Source organism: Ferruginibacter sp. SUN002 (genome assembly GCF_050611725.1).
Classification (GTDB): domain Bacteria; phylum Bacteroidota; class Bacteroidia; order Chitinophagales; family Chitinophagaceae; genus Ferruginibacter.
The window spans coordinates 2,531,767-2,552,483 of record NZ_JBODJB010000001.1; the positions used below are offsets into that span (position 1 = coordinate 2,531,767).

The following is a 20,717-nucleotide window of genomic DNA, read 5'->3' on the forward strand; positions in this document are numbered from 1 at the left end:
TCAAATTTAGTTTTAATTCAGAATAATAAAAAACCATCCCCAACAAGTTGGAGATGGTTTTTTAAATGTATCTATGGAAGATATATTATTTTAATCCAAAAGCTTTTTTCACTTTTGGAACATAATCTAATTTTTCCCAAGTAAATAGTTCTACTTTAACTTTTTTCACTTTACCATCAGGACTAGTGAAAGTTTTTTCAACTACTTCATTCTTTCTACCCATATGACCGTAAGCTGCAGTTTCGCTGTAGATCGGTGTACGTAATTTCAAACGTTGTTCAATGAAGTAAGGACGCATATCAAAAACGCTTTCAACGATCTTACTGATCTGTCCGTCGTTCAATCCAACTTTTGCAGTACCATAAGTATTTACGTTAATAGATGTTGGTTGAGCAACACCAATTGCATAAGATACCTGTACCAATACTTCATCAGCAACACCAGCAGCTACAAGGTTTTTAGCGATGTGACGAGTAGCATAAGCAGCACTTCTATCAACTTTACTTGGATCTTTACCACTGAAAGCACCACCACCATGAGCACCTTTACCACCATAAGTATCTACAATGATCTTACGGCCTGTTAAGCCTGTATCTCCGTGAGGACCACCAATTACAAACTTACCTGTAGGGTTGATATGATATTTGATATTTGCATTGAAAAGCTTAGCATATTTTTTATACTTCGCTTTTACTCTTGGAATCAAAATTTCGATGATATCTTTTTTGATTTTAGCTAACATTTTTGCTTCACTATCGAAATCATCATGCTGTGTAGAAACAACGATCGCATCAATACGAACCGGTTGATTGTTATCATCATACTCTAAAGTAACCTGACTTTTAGCATCAGGACGTAAGTATTTGATCTGCTTATTCTCTCTGCGTAGTGCAGCTAATTCAATTAATATTTTATGAGCAAGATCCAAAGCTAAAGGCATATAATCATCTGTTTCGTTACTTGCATAACCAAACATCATACCTTGGTCACCGGCACCTTGTTCTTCTTTTTTCTTTCTATCCACACCTTGGTTGATATCAGCAGACTGTTCGTGAATAGCAGAAAGGATACCACAAGATTTTGCTTCAAACATGTATTCGCTTTTTGTATATCCGATCTTTTGGATAACACCACGAGCAATATCCTGTACATCCAAATAAGCTTTACTTTTTACTTCCCCTGCAAGTACCACCTGACCGGTAGTTACCAGAGTTTCACAAGCAACTTTACTTTGAGGATCGAACGCTAAAAAATTATCAATTAAAGCATCGCTGATCTGGTCAGCTACTTTATCCGGATGTCCTTCACTTACGGACTCTGATGTAAATAAATAAGGCATGTAAATAAATTTTTGAGGTGCAAAGATAAGATTAGTAGAGTATTTATAAGCATAAAGTCCTGAGATATTTCAGGACTTTACTAATATTTTGTCAACTATATTTTGGAATAGATAATCCTTAATCGAGGTTTATAATTAGGGTTTTTATCACTTCCTATTTTTACCCTACCATAGGCAAGACTATTATTAAATGGATAGATATATCCATAATAATCTGTAGAAAAAGGAGCATATAACCGCAGTTTATAATTTTCGGTGCTTTTAACAATCATATTCTGTACATACCTCGACAGATTGAAGTTGTAATAAGTGATATTTTTTCCAGAAAGAACATCAAATCTGGTTCTTGCATAACCGCCGAAGTAGCTAAAATCAATCCCATTCGAAGGTAAAAAATATCCTAGGGTACTATTATCGGGATCATAACTTGAGGTTGGTGCCAGATCGTAGTAAAGTGGCTTGAACACGGTACTAGTTCCGGTTGGTGCTAAGTCAACATATAAATAGCTCGGCGAAATAAGTATATCATCCAGTAGGCCTTGCGGTCCAGTCGTAGGCACCTGTTCAACAATCAACTCTGCCCTATGTATAATACATTTTGGGAAACCAGTAAGGCCCGGTATCTCAAAATTAGCATACGACCCAGGTGTGGATTGAATATATAAAGCATCTGACGAACTCGTCCAATTTGATATATCAGTACCACTTCTATCTCTTTGTAAATAATTAGCATGTGCCGCAAGGCTCACCCCCGTTCCTGATAAATAACTAACCGGAAAACTTGAATAAACGGTATCAACATTATTATTTCTTCGTTTGCGGTAATGCACTTCCAAACGGGTGGTAGCATCCGTAAGACTTACGTAATATAGAGCGTTGCCGGTTGTTGAAGTAGATCGTATTTCAAATCCTTTATAAAATTTCTTGAATGCAGAATCTGAATAAAAAGCATTGTTGCCTGCAGTAGCGGTTGAGTCTCTACCAAACAGTTCATTTATGAAAGTAGTAGCATAAGTGCTCGATATTTTTATCCTGATCTGATTTTGTACTGAGTCAGTATGATTGGCTAAGAAAGTGAAATTTCTTGCTGCCCTTGGATCGAATGTTGTTTCACCAATTTTTTTAGATGAAAGAACGTTTGGTTGAAAATTTAATTTATAAGAAGAGTCAACAAAATTTGTAACCCCATTATCCATTTGATACAACTCAAAAGTTTGCGGCAATGTACTATCGCCATACAAACCCTTATAAGAAAGGCAAAGTACAATCGAATCTATTCCTACATTAGGATTTCCGGTTATAGTATCTCCAGCATTTCCAAAATAATAAGGGAAGAAAGAGGGTTTTAATTCAAGAAATAAGTTAGCAGTTGTTTTACCAAATAAGGGATCGTAATTGATGTTACCTACTATATGATTGGCTGTTCTGGCAACCCTTGTTGAATCATCGGTAAACAGACCTTGTGTAGTAGTAATATCTAAAGTAGTATCAAAAGTATGAATATTATCTACATTAGGGATCAGATCACTACCAATGGAAGTAGTATCCACTTTGGTGCATCCCGTAATACCGATCGATAAAAAAATAACTGAAGATATAAGTAGCGCTAAAAAATTTCTTTGCACAAAAACGTATTTAAAAAATTCGGGTTAGTATAATCCTATTTGGCAAGGTCGGTATATAATTGCAAATAGTCTGTTAAATCACTTTCAGCGTTAAATGGCAAAGTTTTCTTACCTTTTATTTTACTGAATTCTTCAACCAGTTTCTTATCAGTTTTAGGTGCCCCAAAGCTCACTGCATCTGCAAAAGCTGCCCCTCCTCTGAATAAAGCAACATTGTTATTGTCTTTAAAGTGTTCAAGCTCCTTTTTGGTAACATTATCATTAATAGTTGCCAACTTTAAGAAATCGGCTCCCATTTTCTCTTTGAAAGTATTTTCACCAATCGTATAGATAACCTTGCAATTATTGAACACCGGCTCTTTCTTATATGCTGTTTTAATGAACATCGGTATCAAACCTGTCATCCAACCGCTACAATGAATGATATCCGGAGGCCATCCGAATTTTTTTACCGTTTCAAGTGCCCCCTTACAGAACAGAACGGTTCTTAAACCATTGTCGTCGAACCATTTTTCATTTTCGTCGTGGAAAATAGTTTTGCGTTTAAAAAAGTCTTCATTGTCTAAAAAATAAACCTGTAGTCTGGCATTAGGTAAAGACGCAACCTTTATCACTAAAGGATAATCATCTCCATCAACAGTTACATTGATTCCTGATAGCCTTACCACTTCGTGCAAGCGATGCCTTCTTTCATTGATAACACCAAAACGTGGCATTATACACCTGATTTCCATGCCACTGTCGTTTGCTTTTACAGCCAGTTTATTGATTATCTCTGCAAACTCTGTCAGCTCTAAATATGGCGACATCTCATTTGCAATGAATAAAATTCTTTTCTTTGTTGACATTTGTACTTGGTTAAGTGGTTCCTTAGACCTTTTAAGGGTGTGCAAAATTATGAAAAAAAATCGGGAAATTGAGAAACCATCGGTATTTGGACATTAATACATCGAAAAATGATCATATTAAGAAAGGTTGAAGACATCAGGGAATTTCTGGAAAAAAGGAAGAAAAGTGGCCAAAACACCGCATTCATACCTACTATGGGAGCATTACATGCCGGGCATATTTCACTATTGAATTCGGCTAAAAGCGAGGGCCATTATACAATATGCAGCATTTTTGTGAACCCCACTCAGTTCAATAATCAGCAGGATTTTGCAAAATACCCTAAGACCATTGAGCAGGATATTTATGCATTGGAGCATGCCGGTTGCGATCTTTTATTCTTACCAAGTACTGAAGAAATGTATCCGAACGGGCAAAAATCGACTTTACAATACGATCTGGGATACCTTGAAACCATTTTAGAAGGCAAATACCGGCCAGGGCATTTTCAAGGGGTTTGTCAGATCGTACACCGATTATTGGATATTGTGCCAACCGACTATTTATATCTTGGACAGAAAGACTATCAGCAGTGTATGGTGGTTCAAAAATTGATAGAACTGCTGGACATAAAAACAACACTTGTTATTTGCCCCACACAAAGAGAAGCATCGGGCTTGGCAATGAGCAGTAGAAATATGCGGTTGAACGATACGGAAAAAAAGCAGGCTGCAAAAATTTATGAAACATTATCTCACATAAAAAAAGCATTAAAAGCCGGTGAACTTAATGAGATAAAAGAAACAGCAACACAAAAATTAATCGATGCAGGCTTTACGGTAGACTATGTAGAAATTGCTGAAAGCAGTTCGTTAAAAATAATAAATAACTGGGATGGGCACATGCCTTTAGTTGCACTTGTTGCTGCTTATTTAAATGAAGTACGTTTAATTGATAATTTGTTAATTACAAATTGATTATTTTGTAGCCGATTTATGAACAAAAAAATATTATCCATATTACAATATGTAATTTTTTTTTCAATTGGGGTCTTCCTTGTCTGGTGGAGTATACATAGGATGGATGATAAAAACTGGGAAGATTGTAAAAAAGCATTTTCATCTGCAAGATATTCTTTATTTATACCGGTGTTCCTGATTCTTACCATTAGCCATATCAGCAGGGCAATACGTTGGAAAATACTGATGAAACCTATGGGCTATAAACCCCGACTATTGAATACATTTTGTGCGGTAATGGTTGGTTACCTTGCAAATCTTGCAATACCAAGGCTTGGTGAGGTTTTAAAATGCACCATTCTTGGAAAATATGAAAAAGTACCGCCTGATAAACTTGTAGGAACAATTGTTGTTGAAAGAGCAGTTGATCTACTTTCACTCATCATCGTTTTTCTCATTGCATTGATCACACAGGCCGGAGTAATTGGCGGTTATGCAAAAGAAACGATCGGAAAATATTTTTTATCGGGTAGCAAACAGGTAATGTTTGTAAAGTTAATCCTCATTATTGGAGTTCTGGCAATGTTGTATGTTGCTTTCAAAATCATTTTCAAAAAATTCAGCCATTACTCATTCATTGCAAAACTTAAAGATATTTTTAAAGGTGTTGCAACAGGTCTTGCATCTATCAAAAATCTTGAAAACAAAAAAGCATTTATTTTTCACAGTGTATTGATATGGTGCTGTTATGTTGGTGGCACTTATTTAGGTTTCTTTGCCACAAAAGGCACAGAACATCTCACATTTGCAGCAGCTTTTCCGGTGCTGGCTTTTGCAAGTATAGGTATGATCATCACACCCGGAGGTATTGGCACCTACCCTATTTTTATTATGGAGGTAATGACTTTGTACAATATTGAAGAAGGTATCGGTTTTGCCAATGGCAATCTTCAATGGGTAGCACAATTTCTAATTGTTTTGGTAGTAGGATTTATTTCACTACTACTACTTCCCTACATCAATAAAAAAAATAAAGAACATGCGTAACGCAAATTCCATTATACAAAAAATATCAACCTTAGAAAAAATCCAGTTACAGGTAAATCGGTGGAAATTGCTTGGCAAGAAGATCGTTTTTACCAATGGCGTATTTGATATTTTGCATGAAGGACATATTGCATCGTTGAGCAGTGCTGCATCTTTTGGAGATGTGCTGATTGTGGGTGTAAATGCAGACAGCTCTGTAAAAAGACTGAAAGGCGATTCAAGACCCATCAATAATCAGGATGCCAGAGCATTGCTATTGGCATCATTGGTGATTACCGATGCAGTGATCATATTTGAAGAAGACACACCTTTGAATCTAATACAACACATCATGCCGGATGTATTAGTAAAAGGCGGCGATTATACCATTGAACAGATTGTTGGTGCAAAAGAAGTTACGGCCAATGGCGGTGAAGTAAAAATTGTACCGCTAGTAGAAGGCATTTCTACTACAGCCATCATTCAAAAGATCGCTACTTCATAAAAACTTAACATTACAAACAATTTTTTTGTAACATCTTTACGCATAAATCGGTTTTATCATTTATGCATCGAGCTACCATTGCCAGAGATATCAGCTGGCTTTCTTTTAACGGACGTGTATTGCAGGAAGCAGCAGATGAGACTGTACCCTTACGTGAACGCATTCGTTTTCTTGCAATTTTTTCCAATAATTTGGATGAGTTCTTCAGGGTTCGTGTAGCTACGCTTAAGCGAATGATTGAAGTTGGCAAGAAAGGCAATATGCATTTGGAAACTGCACCCGAAATTATTCTCGAAGAAATTCAGGACAAGGTGATGGAGCAGCAAAAAGAATTTGACCGCATTTGGAACGAGATCATCAGAGAGTTAAAAAAACAAAAAATATTTTTACTCACCGAAAATAAATTAAGCAGAGAGCAACAAAAATTTGTTACCAATTATTTTAACGATGAAATAAGAAGTAGCGTTGTTCCGCTCATGATAGAAAGTCTGCAGGCCTTCCCTACTTTGAATGACAAATCGATCTATCTGGCTTGTAAATTATCAAAAAGCAATAGATCTATTCCGCAAAGATTTGCATTGGTAGCAGTGCCTGCAAGACGCTTACCGAGATTCATCATTTTACCTTCGAAGCAAAACGACAAACATATCATCTTACTGGAAGATATCATCCGCTTTTGTTTACCGCAGATATTTTCTTTTTTCGGGTATGATGTTTTTTCTTCACACATTATTAAAGTAACTAGAGATGCAGAGATCGATATCGATAACGACATTTCTACTTCGCTGATTCAGAAAATTGAGAAAGGGTTGAAAAGCAGAAAAAAAGGCAAACCTGTTCGTTTTGTCTTTGATAAAGAGATTGATGCTTCACTCTTAACCTATCTTGTGAAGAGATTAGGGTTAACTCAAAAAGATAATCTTATTGCCGGAGGCAGAATTCACAACTTCAAAGACTTTATCAATTTTCCTGAATCTGTTTTTACGCTAAAAAATCTTCGAAAAAAACCATTTATTCACCCACAATTAAAAAATATTTCGCAGGTTACAAAAGCAGTTTTACAAAAAGATATTTTACTCAACTTTCCTTACCATTCGTTCGACAGTGTAATAGATCTTTTAAGAGAAGCAGCCATCGACCCTGAGGTACAAAGTATAAAAATCACTGCTTATCGATTGGCCGATCGTTCCAAAATAATCAATGCCCTGACCAATGCTGTAAGAAATGGCAAACAGGTTACGGTTGTATTGGAATTAAGAGCAAGATTTGACGAGGAAGCTAATCTGGAATGGAAAGAAGAACTGGAAGAAGCCGGTGTAAAAGTATTACTTGGTGTACACAATATGAAAGTGCATGCAAAACTATGTTTGATCAAAAAAGTGCACAATAAACATACCATTCACTACGGTTTTGTAAGTACCGGAAATTTGAATGAAAGCACTGCAAAAATATATGCCGATCATTGCTTGCTTACCTCCGACCGCAATATCATGGCAGATGTAAACCGAATATTTCATTATTTGGAACAACCTAAAACCAGATCTAAGTTTTTGAACGCCTGCAAAACATTAATGGTTAGCCCTGTTAACATGCGTAAACAATTGATCGCTTTAATTAACAAAGAAATCAAAAATGCAAAGGCCAAGCAGCTAGCCAGAATTACACTCAAAGCCAATTCTCTAAGCGATGAACTATTGATCGGTAAACTTACAGAAGCTGCAAAGGCAGGCGTTGAAATAAAAATGATCATACGTGGTATTTACTGCATGTTCACTGAGAATAAGAAATTCAAAATTCCCGTACAGGCAGTTAGCATAGTAGATGAGTACCTGGAACATGCAAGAGCGATGGTTTTCTTCAATGGCGGGAAAGAAAAAGTATACATTTCTTCCGCCGACTGGATGGTTCGAAACATCGACCATCGTATAGAAGCTGCCTGCCCTATTACAGATAAAGATATTCAGCAAGAAATAAAAGACATTCTCCAAATACAATTGTCAGACAATATCAAGGCCCGTAAACTGGATAACGAACTCAGCAATCAGTACGTTAATCCAAGAAACACAAAGAAGATCCGCAGTCAGGTTGAAACATACAATTATCTCTTTCGGAAATTATCCACATAAATCAGTTGTTAGTTCTTAGTTGATAGTTCATAGTATATTACACTACTATCTTTGTAGTATTCCACGTAACAAATAAATGATCTACTATTTTGAAATTAGCGGCAATAGATATTGGCAGTAATGCGGCAAGGCTTTTGATTAGCGAAGCAATCACAGATGAAGCAGGTATAGTTCATTTCAATAAACTGAATTTAATACGAGTTCCATTACGATTAGGTTTTGATGTTTTTGAAAACACTTCTATTTCAAAAACAAAAATGGCGATGCTTTTCCAAACCATGAAGGCATTTAAACATCTATGCAATGCTTACGAAGTAGAACATATTAAAGCGTGTGCTACAAGCGCAATGAGAGATGCAAAAAATTCTATCGATATTATCCGTAAAGTAAAATTAGAAACCGGTATCGAAATCGAAGTGATCAGTGGCGACTACGAAGCAGGATTGATCTACGAAAACCATGTTGCCGAAAACATGGATAAAGATCACAGTTATTTATACATTGATGTTGGCGGGGGGAGTACAGAGCTTAGTTTTTTTAGTAACGGCATTCTCACTTATAAAAAATCATTTAACATCGGCACCATTCGTTTATTAAAAAACATGGTAATAGAAAGTCAATGGGATGAGATGAAAGAAACATTAAAAGCTGTTACAAAAGGCCATAAAGAAGTAGTAGCGATTGGTAGTGGAGGCAATATTAACAAGGTTTTCAGTATGAGTAAAAGAAAAGATGGCAAGCCTTTACCACTTGATCTTTTAAAAGATTATTTTAAAGAATTAAGCGCCTTTAGCGTAGAAGAAAGAATTGATATTTACAATTTACGTGCAGATAGAGCTGATGTAATTGTTCCTGCTCTTCAAATTTATATCAATGCAATGCGTTGGGCGGGTGCGGAAGAAATTTATGTGCCGAAAATTGGCTTGGCAGATGGGCTAATACAACATTTATATGAAGAGGTAAGATAAAGGGATTTTGAATTTTGAAATCCAAATTTCTTTTCTACATTTACATAGCAATTACGGGATTTGTTTTATTCTAACGCAGAGTCAATTCCTATCTAACTACTCAAACTTTTAACGATGAGTCCCGAAAAAGAAATAAAAAAAGTTACCACCAACACCATTCAAAAGATGAAAGCCAATGGAGAAAAGATCTCTATGCTTACGGCTTATGATTATTCTTTCGCAAAATTATTTGACGAAGCAGGTATTGATATCATCTTAGTTGGAGATAGTGCCAGTAACGTCATGGCTGGCCACACTACTACCCTACCTATTACGTTAGACCAAATGATCTATCATGCACAAAGTGTGGTAAGAGCAAGAGAAAGATGCTTGGTGGTGATCGATATTCCCTTCGGTTATTATCAATCGAATTCGGAGATCGCTTTAGCATCTGCCATTAAAATAATGAAAGAAAGTGGTGGGCATACAGTGAAACTGGAAGGTGGCGAAGAGATCATTGACTCTGTAAAGAAAATTGTAAGTGCCGGCATTCCTGTAATGGGGCATTTGGGCTTAACGCCACAATCCATTAATAAATTCGGGACTTATGTTGTAAGAGCAACCGGAGAAGAAGAAGCAGATAAATTAAGAAAAGATGCATTATTGTTACAACAGGCAGGTTGCTTTGCAATTGTGCTGGAAAAGATACCGGCAGCTTTGGCTAAAGAAGTAAGCGAAAGTCTTACCATACCTACCATTGGTATAGGTGCCGGTGGCGATTGCGACGGACAGGTGCTTGTAATGCATGATATGTTAGGCATCAATACAGATTTTAAACCAAGATTTTTACGCCGTTATTTAAATCTTGATGAACAGATCAAAGGAGCTGTTCAACAGTACGTAACAGATATAAAAAGCAGAGATTTCCCTAATCAGGACGAACAATATTAGATTGTCGATAAAGGGTTGTCGTTTATCATTAAACGATTAAAACCATTAAACAACCCTATATTTCCGCCGAATGGCAGTAAACTTTTATATTTGTAAAAAATATTACTTTTATCACATGGCAATAACAATAAGAAACGACTGGACCTTAGACGAAATAAAAGAAATATACTACAGACCGTTGCTCGACCTGATCTTTGAAGCAGCATCAGTACATCGTCAGAATAAAGCTTACAGTGAGGTGCAGATAAGCAGCCTCATCTCTATAAAAACAGGTGGCTGCAAAGAAGATTGTGCATACTGCCCTCAAGCAGCCCGTTATCAAACAGATATAGAAGTTGAACCGTTAATGACGGTAGAAAAAGTGAAGGCAAGAGCTGAGGTAGCCAAAGCAAACGGCGCTTCAAGACTTTGCATGGGTGCAGCCTGGAGAGAAGTAAGAGATAACAGAGATTTTGATCGTGTATTGGAAATGGTTTCTGAAGTAAATGAAATGGGTTTAGAAGTTTGTTGCACATTAGGCATGCTTACTTATGAACAAGCTGAAAGATTGAAAGAAGCAGGTTGTTTTGCTTACAATCATAACATTGATACCAGCAGCGATAAATACGGAGATATTATTACCACAAGAACTTTTGATGACCGTATCAACACATTGAACAATGTACGTAAAGCAAAACTGAGTGTATGTTGTGGCGGTATTGTTGGTTTGGGGGAAACAGATGATGACAGAGTAAAAATGTTACATACCTTATCTACTATGGAGGTACACCCTGACTCAGTACCCATCAATCGTTTGGTTCCGGTAGAAGGCACTCCTTTACAAGACAATCAGATTGTGCCAATAGATGAAATATTAAGAATGATAGCAACAGCAAGGATCATTATGCCGAGAAGCGTTGTACGTTTATCTGCCGGTAGAAATGAAATGAGTGTTGCCGAACAAGCACTTTGTTTTATGGCCGGTGCTAATTCAATTTTTGCAGGAGAAAAATTATTAACTACACCCAATCCGGACTTTGATACAGATATGCAAATGTTTAAAATGTTAGGATTAACTGCCCGTAAGCCTTTTAAAGAAGCTGTCGCCAACTAAGGTAGTTGACCTTCTTTGTAATCAAATGAGTTTAATAAAGGTCGATCACCTTTAAAACTTTTCAAATTGCGATATTGTGAATGCAAATCAACATTTTGATACCATCTTGCAGCAACGGTTAGACGAAAAAGAGTCTGAAGGCTTGTTACGTAAGTTGGTTGACAAAACTAGCTATATTGATTTTTGTTCCAATGATTATTTAGGTTTTTCCCAAAAGATATTACACAACACCAACCCACTACCCTCCGGTGCAACTGGCAGCCGTTTGGTTACAGGAAACTCTGCATTAGCGGAAGCCACAGAAAAGATCATTGCTCATTTTCATCATGCAGAAGCCGCACTGGTCTTCAATGCAGGTTATATGGCTAATGTAGGATTGTTTTCTTGTATTGCTTCCAAAGGTGATACCATTATTTCAGATGAATATATTCATGCAAGCATTATCGATGGCATCAGATTAAATTATGCCAACAGATATAAGTTCAAGCATAATAATTTAGAAGATTTAGAAAAAAAATTACAAGTAGCTACCGGACAAATATTTGTTGCAGTGGAATCTATTTATTCGATGGGCGGAGACGAAGCTCCACTTGAGGCCATCGTTGAATTGTGTAAAAAACATTCAGCCTTATTGATCGTTGATGAAGCACACGCCATTGGTGTATTTGGCAACAAAGGCGAAGGATTGGTTTGTAAATACAATTTACAAAATTACGTATATGCCTGCATTTATACTTTTGGCAAAGCACTTGGCCTGCATGGTGCGGTAGTTACCGGATCAAATACATTACGAAACTATTTGATCAACAATGCTCGTTCATTTATTTATGCAACAGCCTTGCCTCCACATACCTATTTGCAAATTCAGGAAGCATATACGCTATTACCATTGGCAGATAGAAATGCATTGTACGAATTGATCAGTTATTTTAGAGATGCAGTGAAGAGCATTAAAGATGTTACATTTACCGATAGTCATTCTCCTATACAGGCGGCTATCATTGGCGATAATTTCAAAGCAAAAGCGTTGACAGAAAAATTAGCTGCCAAAAACATTTATGCAAAAGCAATATTATCTCCTACCGTTCCGGTTGGCACAGAGCGATTAAGAATTTGTTTGCATACATTTAATACAAAAGAACAAATTGATGCATTAGTAAATGAAATAAAAAAGATAAGCGCATGAGTATAGTTATAGCAGGCATACACACCAATATCGGCAAAACAATTTGTTCTGCGGTCGTGTGTCAGGCACTGGGTTATGATTACTGGAAGCCTGTACAAGCCGGGGATCTGGAAAATTCAGATAGTATTTTTATTAAAAGAGTAGTGAGCAATCCTTCCTGTATAATTCATCCAGAGGCCTATCGCTTAAGTATTCCTGCATCACCTCACTATGCTGCTGAAGTTGACGGAGTAACCATTACCAAAGCGAATATCAAATTACCAATATCAGATAATAACATTGTAATAGAAACAGCCGGCGGCATTATGAGCCCTTTGGCGTACAACTATATAAATATTGATTTAATAGAACAACTCAGTTTACCGGTAATACTCGTTTCAAATAGTTACTTAGGAAGTATCAATCATACTCTATTAAGTATTGCTGTATTAAAACAAAGAAAGATACGTTTAAAGGGAATTGTTTTTTCCGGAGAAAGCAATCCATCTACTGAAAGTTTTATTAAACAATATACGGGCCTCCCAATATTGTTTTCGATCCCTGCATTGGCTGAAGTAAATGCAACATCAATTGATAACTTTGTAAAACAAGTCTCAATAAAAATTTAGTATGCCGAAAGATGACAATGCAATATGGTATCCTTTTACACAAATGAAAACAGCTGACGCTCCCATTCACATTGACAGCGCAAAGAATTGTACATTATATGCCAAAGATGGCAAACAATACATCGATGCTATCTCTTCCTGGTGGGTAAATATACACGGACATAGCAATCCAATTATTGCAAAAGCAATAGCAACTCAGGCAAAAAAATTAGAACATGTAATATTTGCAGGCTTTACACATACGCCGGCTATTGACCTTTCTAAAAATTTACTTAGCATCTTACCCAATCATTTTAAAAAAATATTCTTTTCAGATAATGGATCTACTGCTGTTGAAGTTGCTTTAAAAATGGCACTTCAATATTGGCACAATCAAGATATCAAAAACAAAATAAATATAATTGCATTTGAAGGTGCATATCATGGTGACACTTTCGGCGCAATGAGTATTGCAGAAAGAAATGAATTCAATGCTGCTTTCAGCAAACATTTGTTTAAGGTTTCACATATCCCTGTTCCAACAAAAGAAAACATCAAAGATGTAACTGAAAAATTTACTGCTTTAATCGATAAAGGAAATGTGGCTGCTTTTATTTTCGAACCATTAGTACAGGGCACGGCTGGAATGAAAATGTATAGTCCTAAACATTTGGAGGTTCTATTATCTATTGCAAAGAAAAAAAACACGCTAACCATTGCTGATGAAGTAATGACAGGCTTTGGAAGAACAGGCAAAAATTTCGCTATCGAATATATAAAAAACAAACCGGATATTATTTGTTTATCGAAAGGTATAACAGGTGGCTTTATGCCTTTAGGTATAACAGCCTGTAACAATAAAATTTTCGATGCCTTTTATGCGAATGATAAAACAAAAACTTTTTATCACGGACATTCTTACACAGGCAACCCTCTTTCCTGTGCTGCAGCTAATGCAAGCATTGAAATACTTAAAAGTAAAAATTGCCAGGATCAGATCGTAATGATTACTGAACAGCATAATAAATTTGCTGAATCCATTTCATCACATGAGTTTGTAAAAGAGGTTCGCAAACAAGGTACTATTTTAGCAATTGAATTAAATACAAAACAGAGCACCTCCTATTTTAATTCGATCAGGGACATGGCTTATAAGTTCTATTTATCAAATGGAGTACTATTGCGACCACTTGGCAATATCGTCTACATTATGCCGCCATACTGTATTACAAAGAAAGAATTAAACAAGGTCTATACAACTATAGACCAGTCTTTAACCTACCTACAAACGATTTAAACCATTAAACGTTAAACGATAAATCCTATAAACGGTTTTCGTACCTTTACACAACAATTATGGAAAATATTTTTGAAACAGTAGTGAAAGACAATAAGCTGCATGCAAAGTGGCTTAATACGCTTTCGATGATGGAGAATGCAGGTGCTAAAAAGATCAAAAAATGTGAGCACCCTATTTTAGCAACCGAAATGATTTTAAAGCATTCGGCTGAAGAAGCAAGACATGCTTATTATTTGAAAAAACAAATTCAGAAGATAGATAAAGGCAGCTGCCCTACTTACGAAAAACAATACCTACTGGCTCCTAAAATGAGCTTCTATTATATTCATGAACTAGACATTAAAGTTTGTCGTTTTCTGAAAGACACTTTTGGTTATTCAGGAAATGACCTAAAGTATGCTGCTTACCTTTTGGTAACCTACGCTATAGAAGTAAGGGCTGATGAATTATATCCAAAGTATCAGGATGTATTGACTGAAGCAAAAAGTTCAGTCAATGTAAAAAGTATCATTGCTGAAGAGATCAATCACTTGGCAGAGATGAAACACCAGTTAAAAGAGTTTTCTCCTGAGTGGGAAAAGCTTTGCAGCACTGTTGTTGAGGTGGAAGAAAAATTATTCAATGTTTGGATCAATGCGGTGGAGAAAGAGATTTTAGCAAACTAATATTATGCAATCAAATAAAAGAGGCTTCAACAGTAGTGTTGAAGCCTCTTTAGTTACAGTCAATCTATTTTACGAACCACAACTCAAACACTCATCCTTATTATCCAATGAGCAGGTGATCTGTGCCACTTGTTCTTCTTTTGTTTGATTTAATACAGCAGCATCTACGGTAAATTTAATGGCATCTGCAGCGGCTTTTGTACGTAAATAATACATACCCGTTTTTAACCCTTTCTTCCATGTGTAGAAATGCATTGATGACAATTTTGCGAAATTTGCATCAGCTACAAACAAATTCAATGATTGTGATTGACAGATGAATGCACCTCTATCAGCAGCCATATCAATGATATTTCGTTGCTTGATCTCCCAAACTGTTTTGTAAATTTCTTTTAACTCAGTTGGTATCTCATCAATATTTTGAACGGAACCATTGGCTGCAATAATGCGTTGTTTCATATGATCGCTCCACAAACCTAAGCCCATCAAGTCTTTCAGCAAATGTTTGTTTACTACAACAAACTCTCCACTCAATACACGACGGTTATAAATATTTGAAGTGTATGGCTCAAAACATTCATTGTTACCTAAAATTTGTGATGTAGAGGCTGTTGGCATAGGTGCTAACAATAAAGAGTTACGTACACCATGCTCCATGATTGATTTGCGTAATGCATCCCAATCATAACGATCACTTGGTTGTACATTCCACATATCAAATTGCAAAATACCCTGACTTAAAGGAGACCCTTTAAATGTTTCGTAAGCGCCAACTTCTTTTGCAACATTGTTTGATGCAACCAAAGCACCATAATAAATTGTTTCAAAAATGTTCTTGTTCAGCATTTTTGCCATATCACTTTCAAATGGCAAACCTAATAGCATGAACACATCAGCCAAACCTTGTACACCTAAACCGATTGGGCGGTGACGGAAGTTGCTCAGCTTCGTTTCAGGAATAGGGTAATAATTATTATCAATTACTTTGTTTAGATTTTTAGTAACTATCTGTGTGATCTCTAATAATTTTTCGAAATTGAAAGTCTTGCCCTCAACAAAACGAGGTAAAGAAAGTGACGCCAGATTACAAACCGCTGTTTCATTTTCATCACTGTATTCGATGATCTCTGTACAAAGATTGCTGCAGCGTATCGTACCTAAATTCTTTTGATTACTCTTTTCATTTGCAGCGTCTTTATATAAAATGTACGGTGTCCCCGTTTCTATTTGCGATTCTAAAATTGCATTCCACAAGTCACGTGCAGGAACAGTTTTCTTTGCTTTACCTTCTGCTTCATATTGTTCATACAATGCTTCGAAAGCCTTGCCATGGCTAGTGTGTAAGCCATGAGCTTCATTCGGACAGAATAAGCTCCAGTCTCCATTCTCTTCTACCCTTTTCATAAATAGATCAGGTATCCAAAGCGCTAAGAACAGATCTCTTGCTCTCATTTCTTCTTTACCATGGTTTTTTCTCAGATCTAAAAATTCAAACACATCTGCATGCCATGGTTCTAAATAAACAGAGAATGCTCCTTTCCGTTTTCCTCCGCCCTGATCTACATAACGTGCTGTATCATTGAATACCCTCAACATTGGAATGATTCCGTTACTTGTACCGTTTGTTCCTTTTATATAACTACCGGTAGCTCTGATATTATGAATGTTTAAACCAATTCCTCCTGCAGATTGAGAAATCATAGCACAATTCTTCAACGTATCATAAATACCTGCAATGCTATCATCTTTCATACTCAGCAAAAAGCAACTGCTCATTTGCGGTTTTGGTGTACCGGCATTGAATAAAGTTGGAGTTGCATGAATGAACCATTTTTCACTCATCAAATTATAAGTTTCAATCGCAGCATCAATATCTGTTTTATGAATTCCCAATGCAACTCTCATAAACAAGTGTTGCGGACGTTCCACTATTTTACCATTTACTTTTAATAAGTAAGATTTTTCCAATGTTTTAAATCCGAAGAAATCAAAATGATAATCTCTTTCATAAATGATCGACGCATTCAATACATCAGCATGTTCCTGAATGATCGCATATACATCATCTGCAATTAAAGGCGCAGGCGCATTTGTTTTATCATCAATATAGTTATACAACAAGCTTGCCGTTTCCGAAAAGGATTTCAATGTATTCTTGTGCAAATTAGAAACAGCTATACGTGCCGCCAGTACTGCAAAATCAGGATGTTTGGTGGTAAAAGATGCAGAAGTTTCTGCTGCCAAATTATCTAATTCTGTAGTGGTAACATTATTGTAAATACCGGCTATCACCTTCTTAGCAATTTCGATCACATCGTCGTTCTTTAATTGCAAACCGTAACTCAACTTCATTACTCTCGAAGTGATTTTATCAAAGTGTACGGCCTCACTTTTACCGTTGCGTTTTATTACTTTCATGTGTTAGAGAATTTAGGTAGTAAGTATATAAAGGGTTATTATTAATTCTTAAAAATCTTCATCCATTGTAAATGCTTTCGAACTGCTGTCATTCATCACTCCAGCTTTTTGGTATTCTCCTACTCTTTTTTCAAAGAAATTGGTTTTACCCTGCAGAGAGATCAATTCCATAAAATCAAAAGGATTAGTTGCGTTATAGATCTTATCACAATGCAAAGCCACCAATAATCTGTCAGCGACAAATTCAATGTACTGACACATTAATGTTGCATTCATACCAATCAATCCTACCGGTAATGCACTGCTTACAAATTCTTTCTCAATGGTTACCGCATCTCTGATGATCTGAGTAACTGTTTCTTTAGGCAATTGATTTTTTACATGATCTGTATACAACAAGCAAGCAAAATCACAATGCAATCCTTCGTCTCTGCTGATCAATTCATTGGCAAAACTTAAACCCGGCATCAAGCCACGTTTTTTCAACCAGAAAATTGAACAGAAACTGCCGCTGAAGAATATTCCTTCCACAGCAGCAAAAGCGATCAATCTTTCAGCAAAGCTTCCTTTATCGATCCAACGCAATGCCCATTCTGCTTTTTTCTTTACACAATCAATTGTGTCAATTGCTCTAAGTAATCTGTCTTTTTCAATTGGATCTTTGATATAAGTATCGATTAACAATGAATATGCTTCGCTGTGAATATTTTCTATCATCACCTGAAAACCATACATACAACGGGCTTCAGGATATTGCACTTCTTGTAAAAAATTAACCGCCAAATTTTCATTTACAATTCCATCACTTGCTGCAAAAAAAGCTAATACATGTTTGATGAAATACTTTTCGTCTTCCGTCAATTTATTAGCCCAATCCTGCAGGTCGGCAGTAAGGTCAATTTCTTCTGCAGTCCAAAAACTTGCTTCTGCTTGTTTGTACATTTTCCATATATCCTGATGGGTGATCGGGAAAAGCACAAAGCGGTCTTTGTTATCCTGTAAAATTGGTTCGTTCTGCATACTTATTTATTTGAGAACCAACGACAAAAAAGCAGTGTAAAAAGAAGAGCAAAATGTCTACTTTATTTACTGTTACTTTTCCGCCGAAAGTATAGTTTTTGTTATGTCATTATCAAAGGCAGGTCTTCTGGCTCGTCCTGTTTTTGCTGCCTTCCCGTCCCGCCATGGGCGGGATAGTGGCTTGAGGTGCAAAAATTTTTATTAGAACTTACAGCTACGGGGATAGCTCCTGATTGGAACAGGATTCCCTTTTAATCTTGTGTCTATAAATAGAACTGAGAACCTCAATAACAGTGCAATAATACGCCTGCTCGTAACATTAATTTAATAATGTTTTTCACAAATTGTTTACAAGTTTTAAAAGCGTTAACAGGTAAGGATTTAGCATTTTTTAAGTTCGAAAAATTAGGTACATTACAGAAAAAACAGGCTATGTCAACTATGAATTTTCTTTCTGCTCTATCAGTTGAAACTAAGAATAAAGGAGTATCCAACGGACTCCAGTGGCTAAAATCAAAGGGAGATATATTCGATTCTTTTTCTCCTGTAGACGGGGCTTTGATTGCATCTGTTATAGGTGCAGATAAAAAAGCATACGAAGATATCGTAAGTACCGCTAAAGCTGCATTTGTTGAATGGCAATTATGGCCTGCACCAAAACGTGGAGAAATAGTAAGACAAATAGGCGAAAAATTAAGAGAAAACAAACATGCACTCGGTCAACTAGTGAGTTATGAAATGGGGAAGAGTTTGCAGGAGGGTTTAGGTGAAGTACAGGAAATGATCGATATCTGTGATTTTGCAGTTGGCTTATCTCGTCAATTACATGGTTTAACCATGCATAGTGAAAGGCCGGGACATAGAATGTATGAACAATATCATCCTTTAGGTATTGTAGGCATTATTTCAGCTTTTAATTTCCCTGTTGCAGTTTGGTGTTGGAATACTGCCTTGGCATGGGTTTGCGGCAATGTATGTATTTGGAAACCAAGTGAAAAAACACCATTGACAGCAATTGCTTGCATGAATATCACTGCCGACGTTTTCAAAAAAAATGATGTCCCAAAAGGTGTAAACAATTTAATTATTGGTGGCAGAGATGTTGGCGAATGGATGAGCAACGATACAGACATAGCATTGATCTCAGCAACAGGTAGCACAAGAATGGGCAAGGCCGTAGCCGTAGCCGTAGCCTCTAGGCTTGGAAAAAGTTTGTTGGAATTAGGCGGTAATAACGCCATCATCATTTCTGAAAATGCTGATCTGGATATGGCATTGATCGGCGCTGCGTTTGGCGCTGTTGGTACAGCCGGACAAAGATGCACATCAACAAGAAGATTAATTATTCATGAAAAGATTTATAATAAGTTCAGAGATAAATTAGTGCATGCATACAAGCAATTAAAAATTGGCAATCCTTTGAATGAAAAAAATCATGTTGGTCCGTTGATCGATAAAGATGCAGTAAAAATGTATTTAGATGCTATAGAGAAATGTAAAGCAGAGGGCGGCAAATTTATTGTTGAAGGAGGCGTGTTAAAAGGCAAAGGTTATGAAAGCGGTTGTTATGTAAAACCTTGTATTGCCGAAGTGAAGAATCATTTTAAAATTGTACAGCATGAAACCTTCGCTCCTATTTTATATTTGATAAAATATAAAAATTTGGATGAAGCGATTGCTTTGCAAAATGATGTACCGCAAGGTTTATCATCTGCTATCATGACAAATAATTTAAGAGAAGCAGAACGATTCTTATCTCATGCAGGAAGCGATTGTGGTATTGCGAATGTAAATATCGGAACCTCCGGAGCTGAGATCGGTGGCGCATTTGGCGGCGAAAAAGAAACAGGTGGTGGTAGAGAAAGTGGCAGCGATGCATGGAAGGTTTATATGCGTAGGCAAACAAATACAATCAACTATACTGACAAATTACCATTGGCACAAGGAATAAAATTCGACCTGTAGAACCAATAAAAGCTTTTTGTTACTCCTCCCTAAACTAACTATTTACGGAGTTAATCCTTTTGGCAAGAATGAAATGAAATAATAGCGAGAAGAAAAAAGCTACTAAAAAAATGATTGACATTTTCATCGTATACAATTTTAGCATGACGAAATAAAGCAGTCAGACAGGTCTCGAAA

At 36.4% G+C, this 20,717-nt stretch carries 17 protein-coding genes and 1 riboswitch; of the genes, 12 read left to right on the forward strand and 5 right to left on the reverse strand.

Going from position 1 to position 20,717, the window contains the following annotated elements:
* Positions 1-85: 85 nt before the first annotated feature.
* The 3 genes from metK to ACQ33O_RS10955 all read right to left on the reverse strand — a co-directional run bounded on the left by metK (position 86) and on the right by ACQ33O_RS10955 (position 3,812).
* Complete coding sequence (gene metK, locus ACQ33O_RS10945; protein WP_430995623.1) at positions 86-1,339, reverse strand: methionine adenosyltransferase; 1,254 nt, start codon at positions 1,337-1,339, stop codon at positions 86-88.
* Between the two features lie 95 nt (positions 1,340-1,434).
* The gene (locus ACQ33O_RS10950) at positions 1,435-2,964 is read right to left on the reverse strand and encodes a DUF4270 family protein (protein ID WP_430995624.1); all 1,530 of its coding nucleotides are present in this window, start codon (positions 2,962-2,964) and stop codon (positions 1,435-1,437) included.
* Positions 2,965-2,999: 35 nt separating this feature from the next.
* Positions 3,000-3,812 (reverse strand): glycogen/starch synthase, encoded by an 813-nt coding sequence (locus ACQ33O_RS10955; RefSeq protein ID WP_430995625.1) that lies wholly within the window; start codon positions 3,810-3,812, stop codon positions 3,000-3,002.
* A gap of 108 nt (positions 3,813-3,920) precedes the next feature.
* Between ACQ33O_RS10955 and panC the strand changes: the two genes are divergently transcribed.
* From panC to ACQ33O_RS11010, 11 genes are all read left to right on the forward strand, one after another.
* On the forward strand, positions 3,921-4,769 hold the full coding sequence (gene panC, locus ACQ33O_RS10960; protein WP_430995626.1) for a pantoate--beta-alanine ligase: 849 nt from the start codon (positions 3,921-3,923) through the stop codon (positions 4,767-4,769).
* Between the two features lie 18 nt (positions 4,770-4,787).
* Entirely contained in the window at positions 4,788-5,798 is a 1,011-nt protein-coding gene (locus tag ACQ33O_RS10965; RefSeq protein WP_430995627.1) for a lysylphosphatidylglycerol synthase transmembrane domain-containing protein, read from the forward strand.
* Positions 5,791-6,282 carry a D-glycero-beta-D-manno-heptose 1-phosphate adenylyltransferase gene (gene rfaE2, locus ACQ33O_RS10970; RefSeq protein ID WP_430995628.1) on the forward strand — a complete coding sequence of 164 codons (492 nt, stop codon included), beginning with the start codon at positions 5,791-5,793 and terminating at the stop codon, positions 6,280-6,282. The genes ACQ33O_RS10965 and rfaE2 overlap by 8 nt, the downstream gene beginning before the upstream one ends.
* 62 nt (positions 6,283-6,344) lie before the next feature.
* Entirely contained in the window at positions 6,345-8,408 is a 2,064-nt protein-coding gene (ppk1, locus tag ACQ33O_RS10975) for a polyphosphate kinase 1 (RefSeq protein ID WP_430995629.1), read from the forward strand.
* 89 nt (positions 8,409-8,497) lie between these two features.
* On the forward strand, positions 8,498-9,376 hold the full coding sequence (locus ACQ33O_RS10980; RefSeq protein ID WP_430995630.1) for an exopolyphosphatase: 879 nt from the start codon (positions 8,498-8,500) through the stop codon (positions 9,374-9,376).
* Positions 9,377-9,490: 114 nt separating this feature from the next.
* Positions 9,491-10,306, forward strand: a complete 816-nt coding sequence (gene panB, locus ACQ33O_RS10985; RefSeq protein ID WP_430995631.1) for a 3-methyl-2-oxobutanoate hydroxymethyltransferase — start codon at positions 9,491-9,493, stop codon at positions 10,304-10,306.
* A 115-nt stretch (positions 10,307-10,421) separates the two neighbouring features.
* Entirely contained in the window at positions 10,422-11,399 is a 978-nt protein-coding gene (gene bioB / locus ACQ33O_RS10990) for a biotin synthase BioB (protein WP_430995632.1), read from the forward strand.
* Positions 11,400-11,475: 76 nt separating this feature from the next.
* Complete coding sequence (locus tag ACQ33O_RS10995) at positions 11,476-12,585, forward strand: aminotransferase class I/II-fold pyridoxal phosphate-dependent enzyme (RefSeq protein ID WP_430995633.1); 1,110 nt, start codon at positions 11,476-11,478, stop codon at positions 12,583-12,585.
* Positions 12,582-13,193, forward strand: a complete 612-nt coding sequence (gene bioD / locus ACQ33O_RS11000) for a dethiobiotin synthase (RefSeq protein WP_430995634.1) — start codon at positions 12,582-12,584, stop codon at positions 13,191-13,193. The genes ACQ33O_RS10995 and bioD overlap by 4 nt, the downstream gene beginning before the upstream one ends.
* Before the next feature lies 1 nt (position 13,194).
* On the forward strand, positions 13,195-14,469 hold the full coding sequence (gene bioA / locus ACQ33O_RS11005) for an adenosylmethionine--8-amino-7-oxononanoate transaminase (protein ID WP_430995635.1): 1,275 nt from the start codon (positions 13,195-13,197) through the stop codon (positions 14,467-14,469).
* A gap of 59 nt (positions 14,470-14,528) precedes the next feature.
* Complete coding sequence (locus tag ACQ33O_RS11010) at positions 14,529-15,137, forward strand: hypothetical protein (protein ID WP_430995636.1); 609 nt, start codon at positions 14,529-14,531, stop codon at positions 15,135-15,137.
* A gap of 69 nt (positions 15,138-15,206) precedes the next feature.
* Here ACQ33O_RS11010 and ACQ33O_RS11015 read toward each other — a convergent pair whose 3' ends face one another.
* On the reverse strand, positions 15,207-17,555 hold the full coding sequence (locus ACQ33O_RS11015; protein WP_430995637.1) for a ribonucleoside-diphosphate reductase subunit alpha: 2,349 nt from the start codon (positions 17,553-17,555) through the stop codon (positions 15,207-15,209).
* A gap of 48 nt (positions 17,556-17,603) precedes the next feature.
* Positions 17,604-18,575: a ribonucleoside-diphosphate reductase small subunit gene (locus ACQ33O_RS11020; protein WP_430995638.1), complete on the reverse strand. Its 972-nt coding sequence runs from the start codon at positions 18,573-18,575 to the stop codon at positions 17,604-17,606.
* A gap of 100 nt (positions 18,576-18,675) precedes the next feature.
* A riboswitch (cobalamin riboswitch) is annotated at positions 18,676-18,877 on the reverse strand.
* 130 nt (positions 18,878-19,007) lie between these two features.
* Here ACQ33O_RS11020 and amaB point away from each other — a divergent pair.
* Positions 19,008-20,540, forward strand: coding sequence for an L-piperidine-6-carboxylate dehydrogenase (gene amaB / locus ACQ33O_RS11025; protein ID WP_430995639.1), 1,533 nt, complete (start codon positions 19,008-19,010; stop codon positions 20,538-20,540).
* Positions 20,541-20,717: the final 177 nt, after the last annotated feature.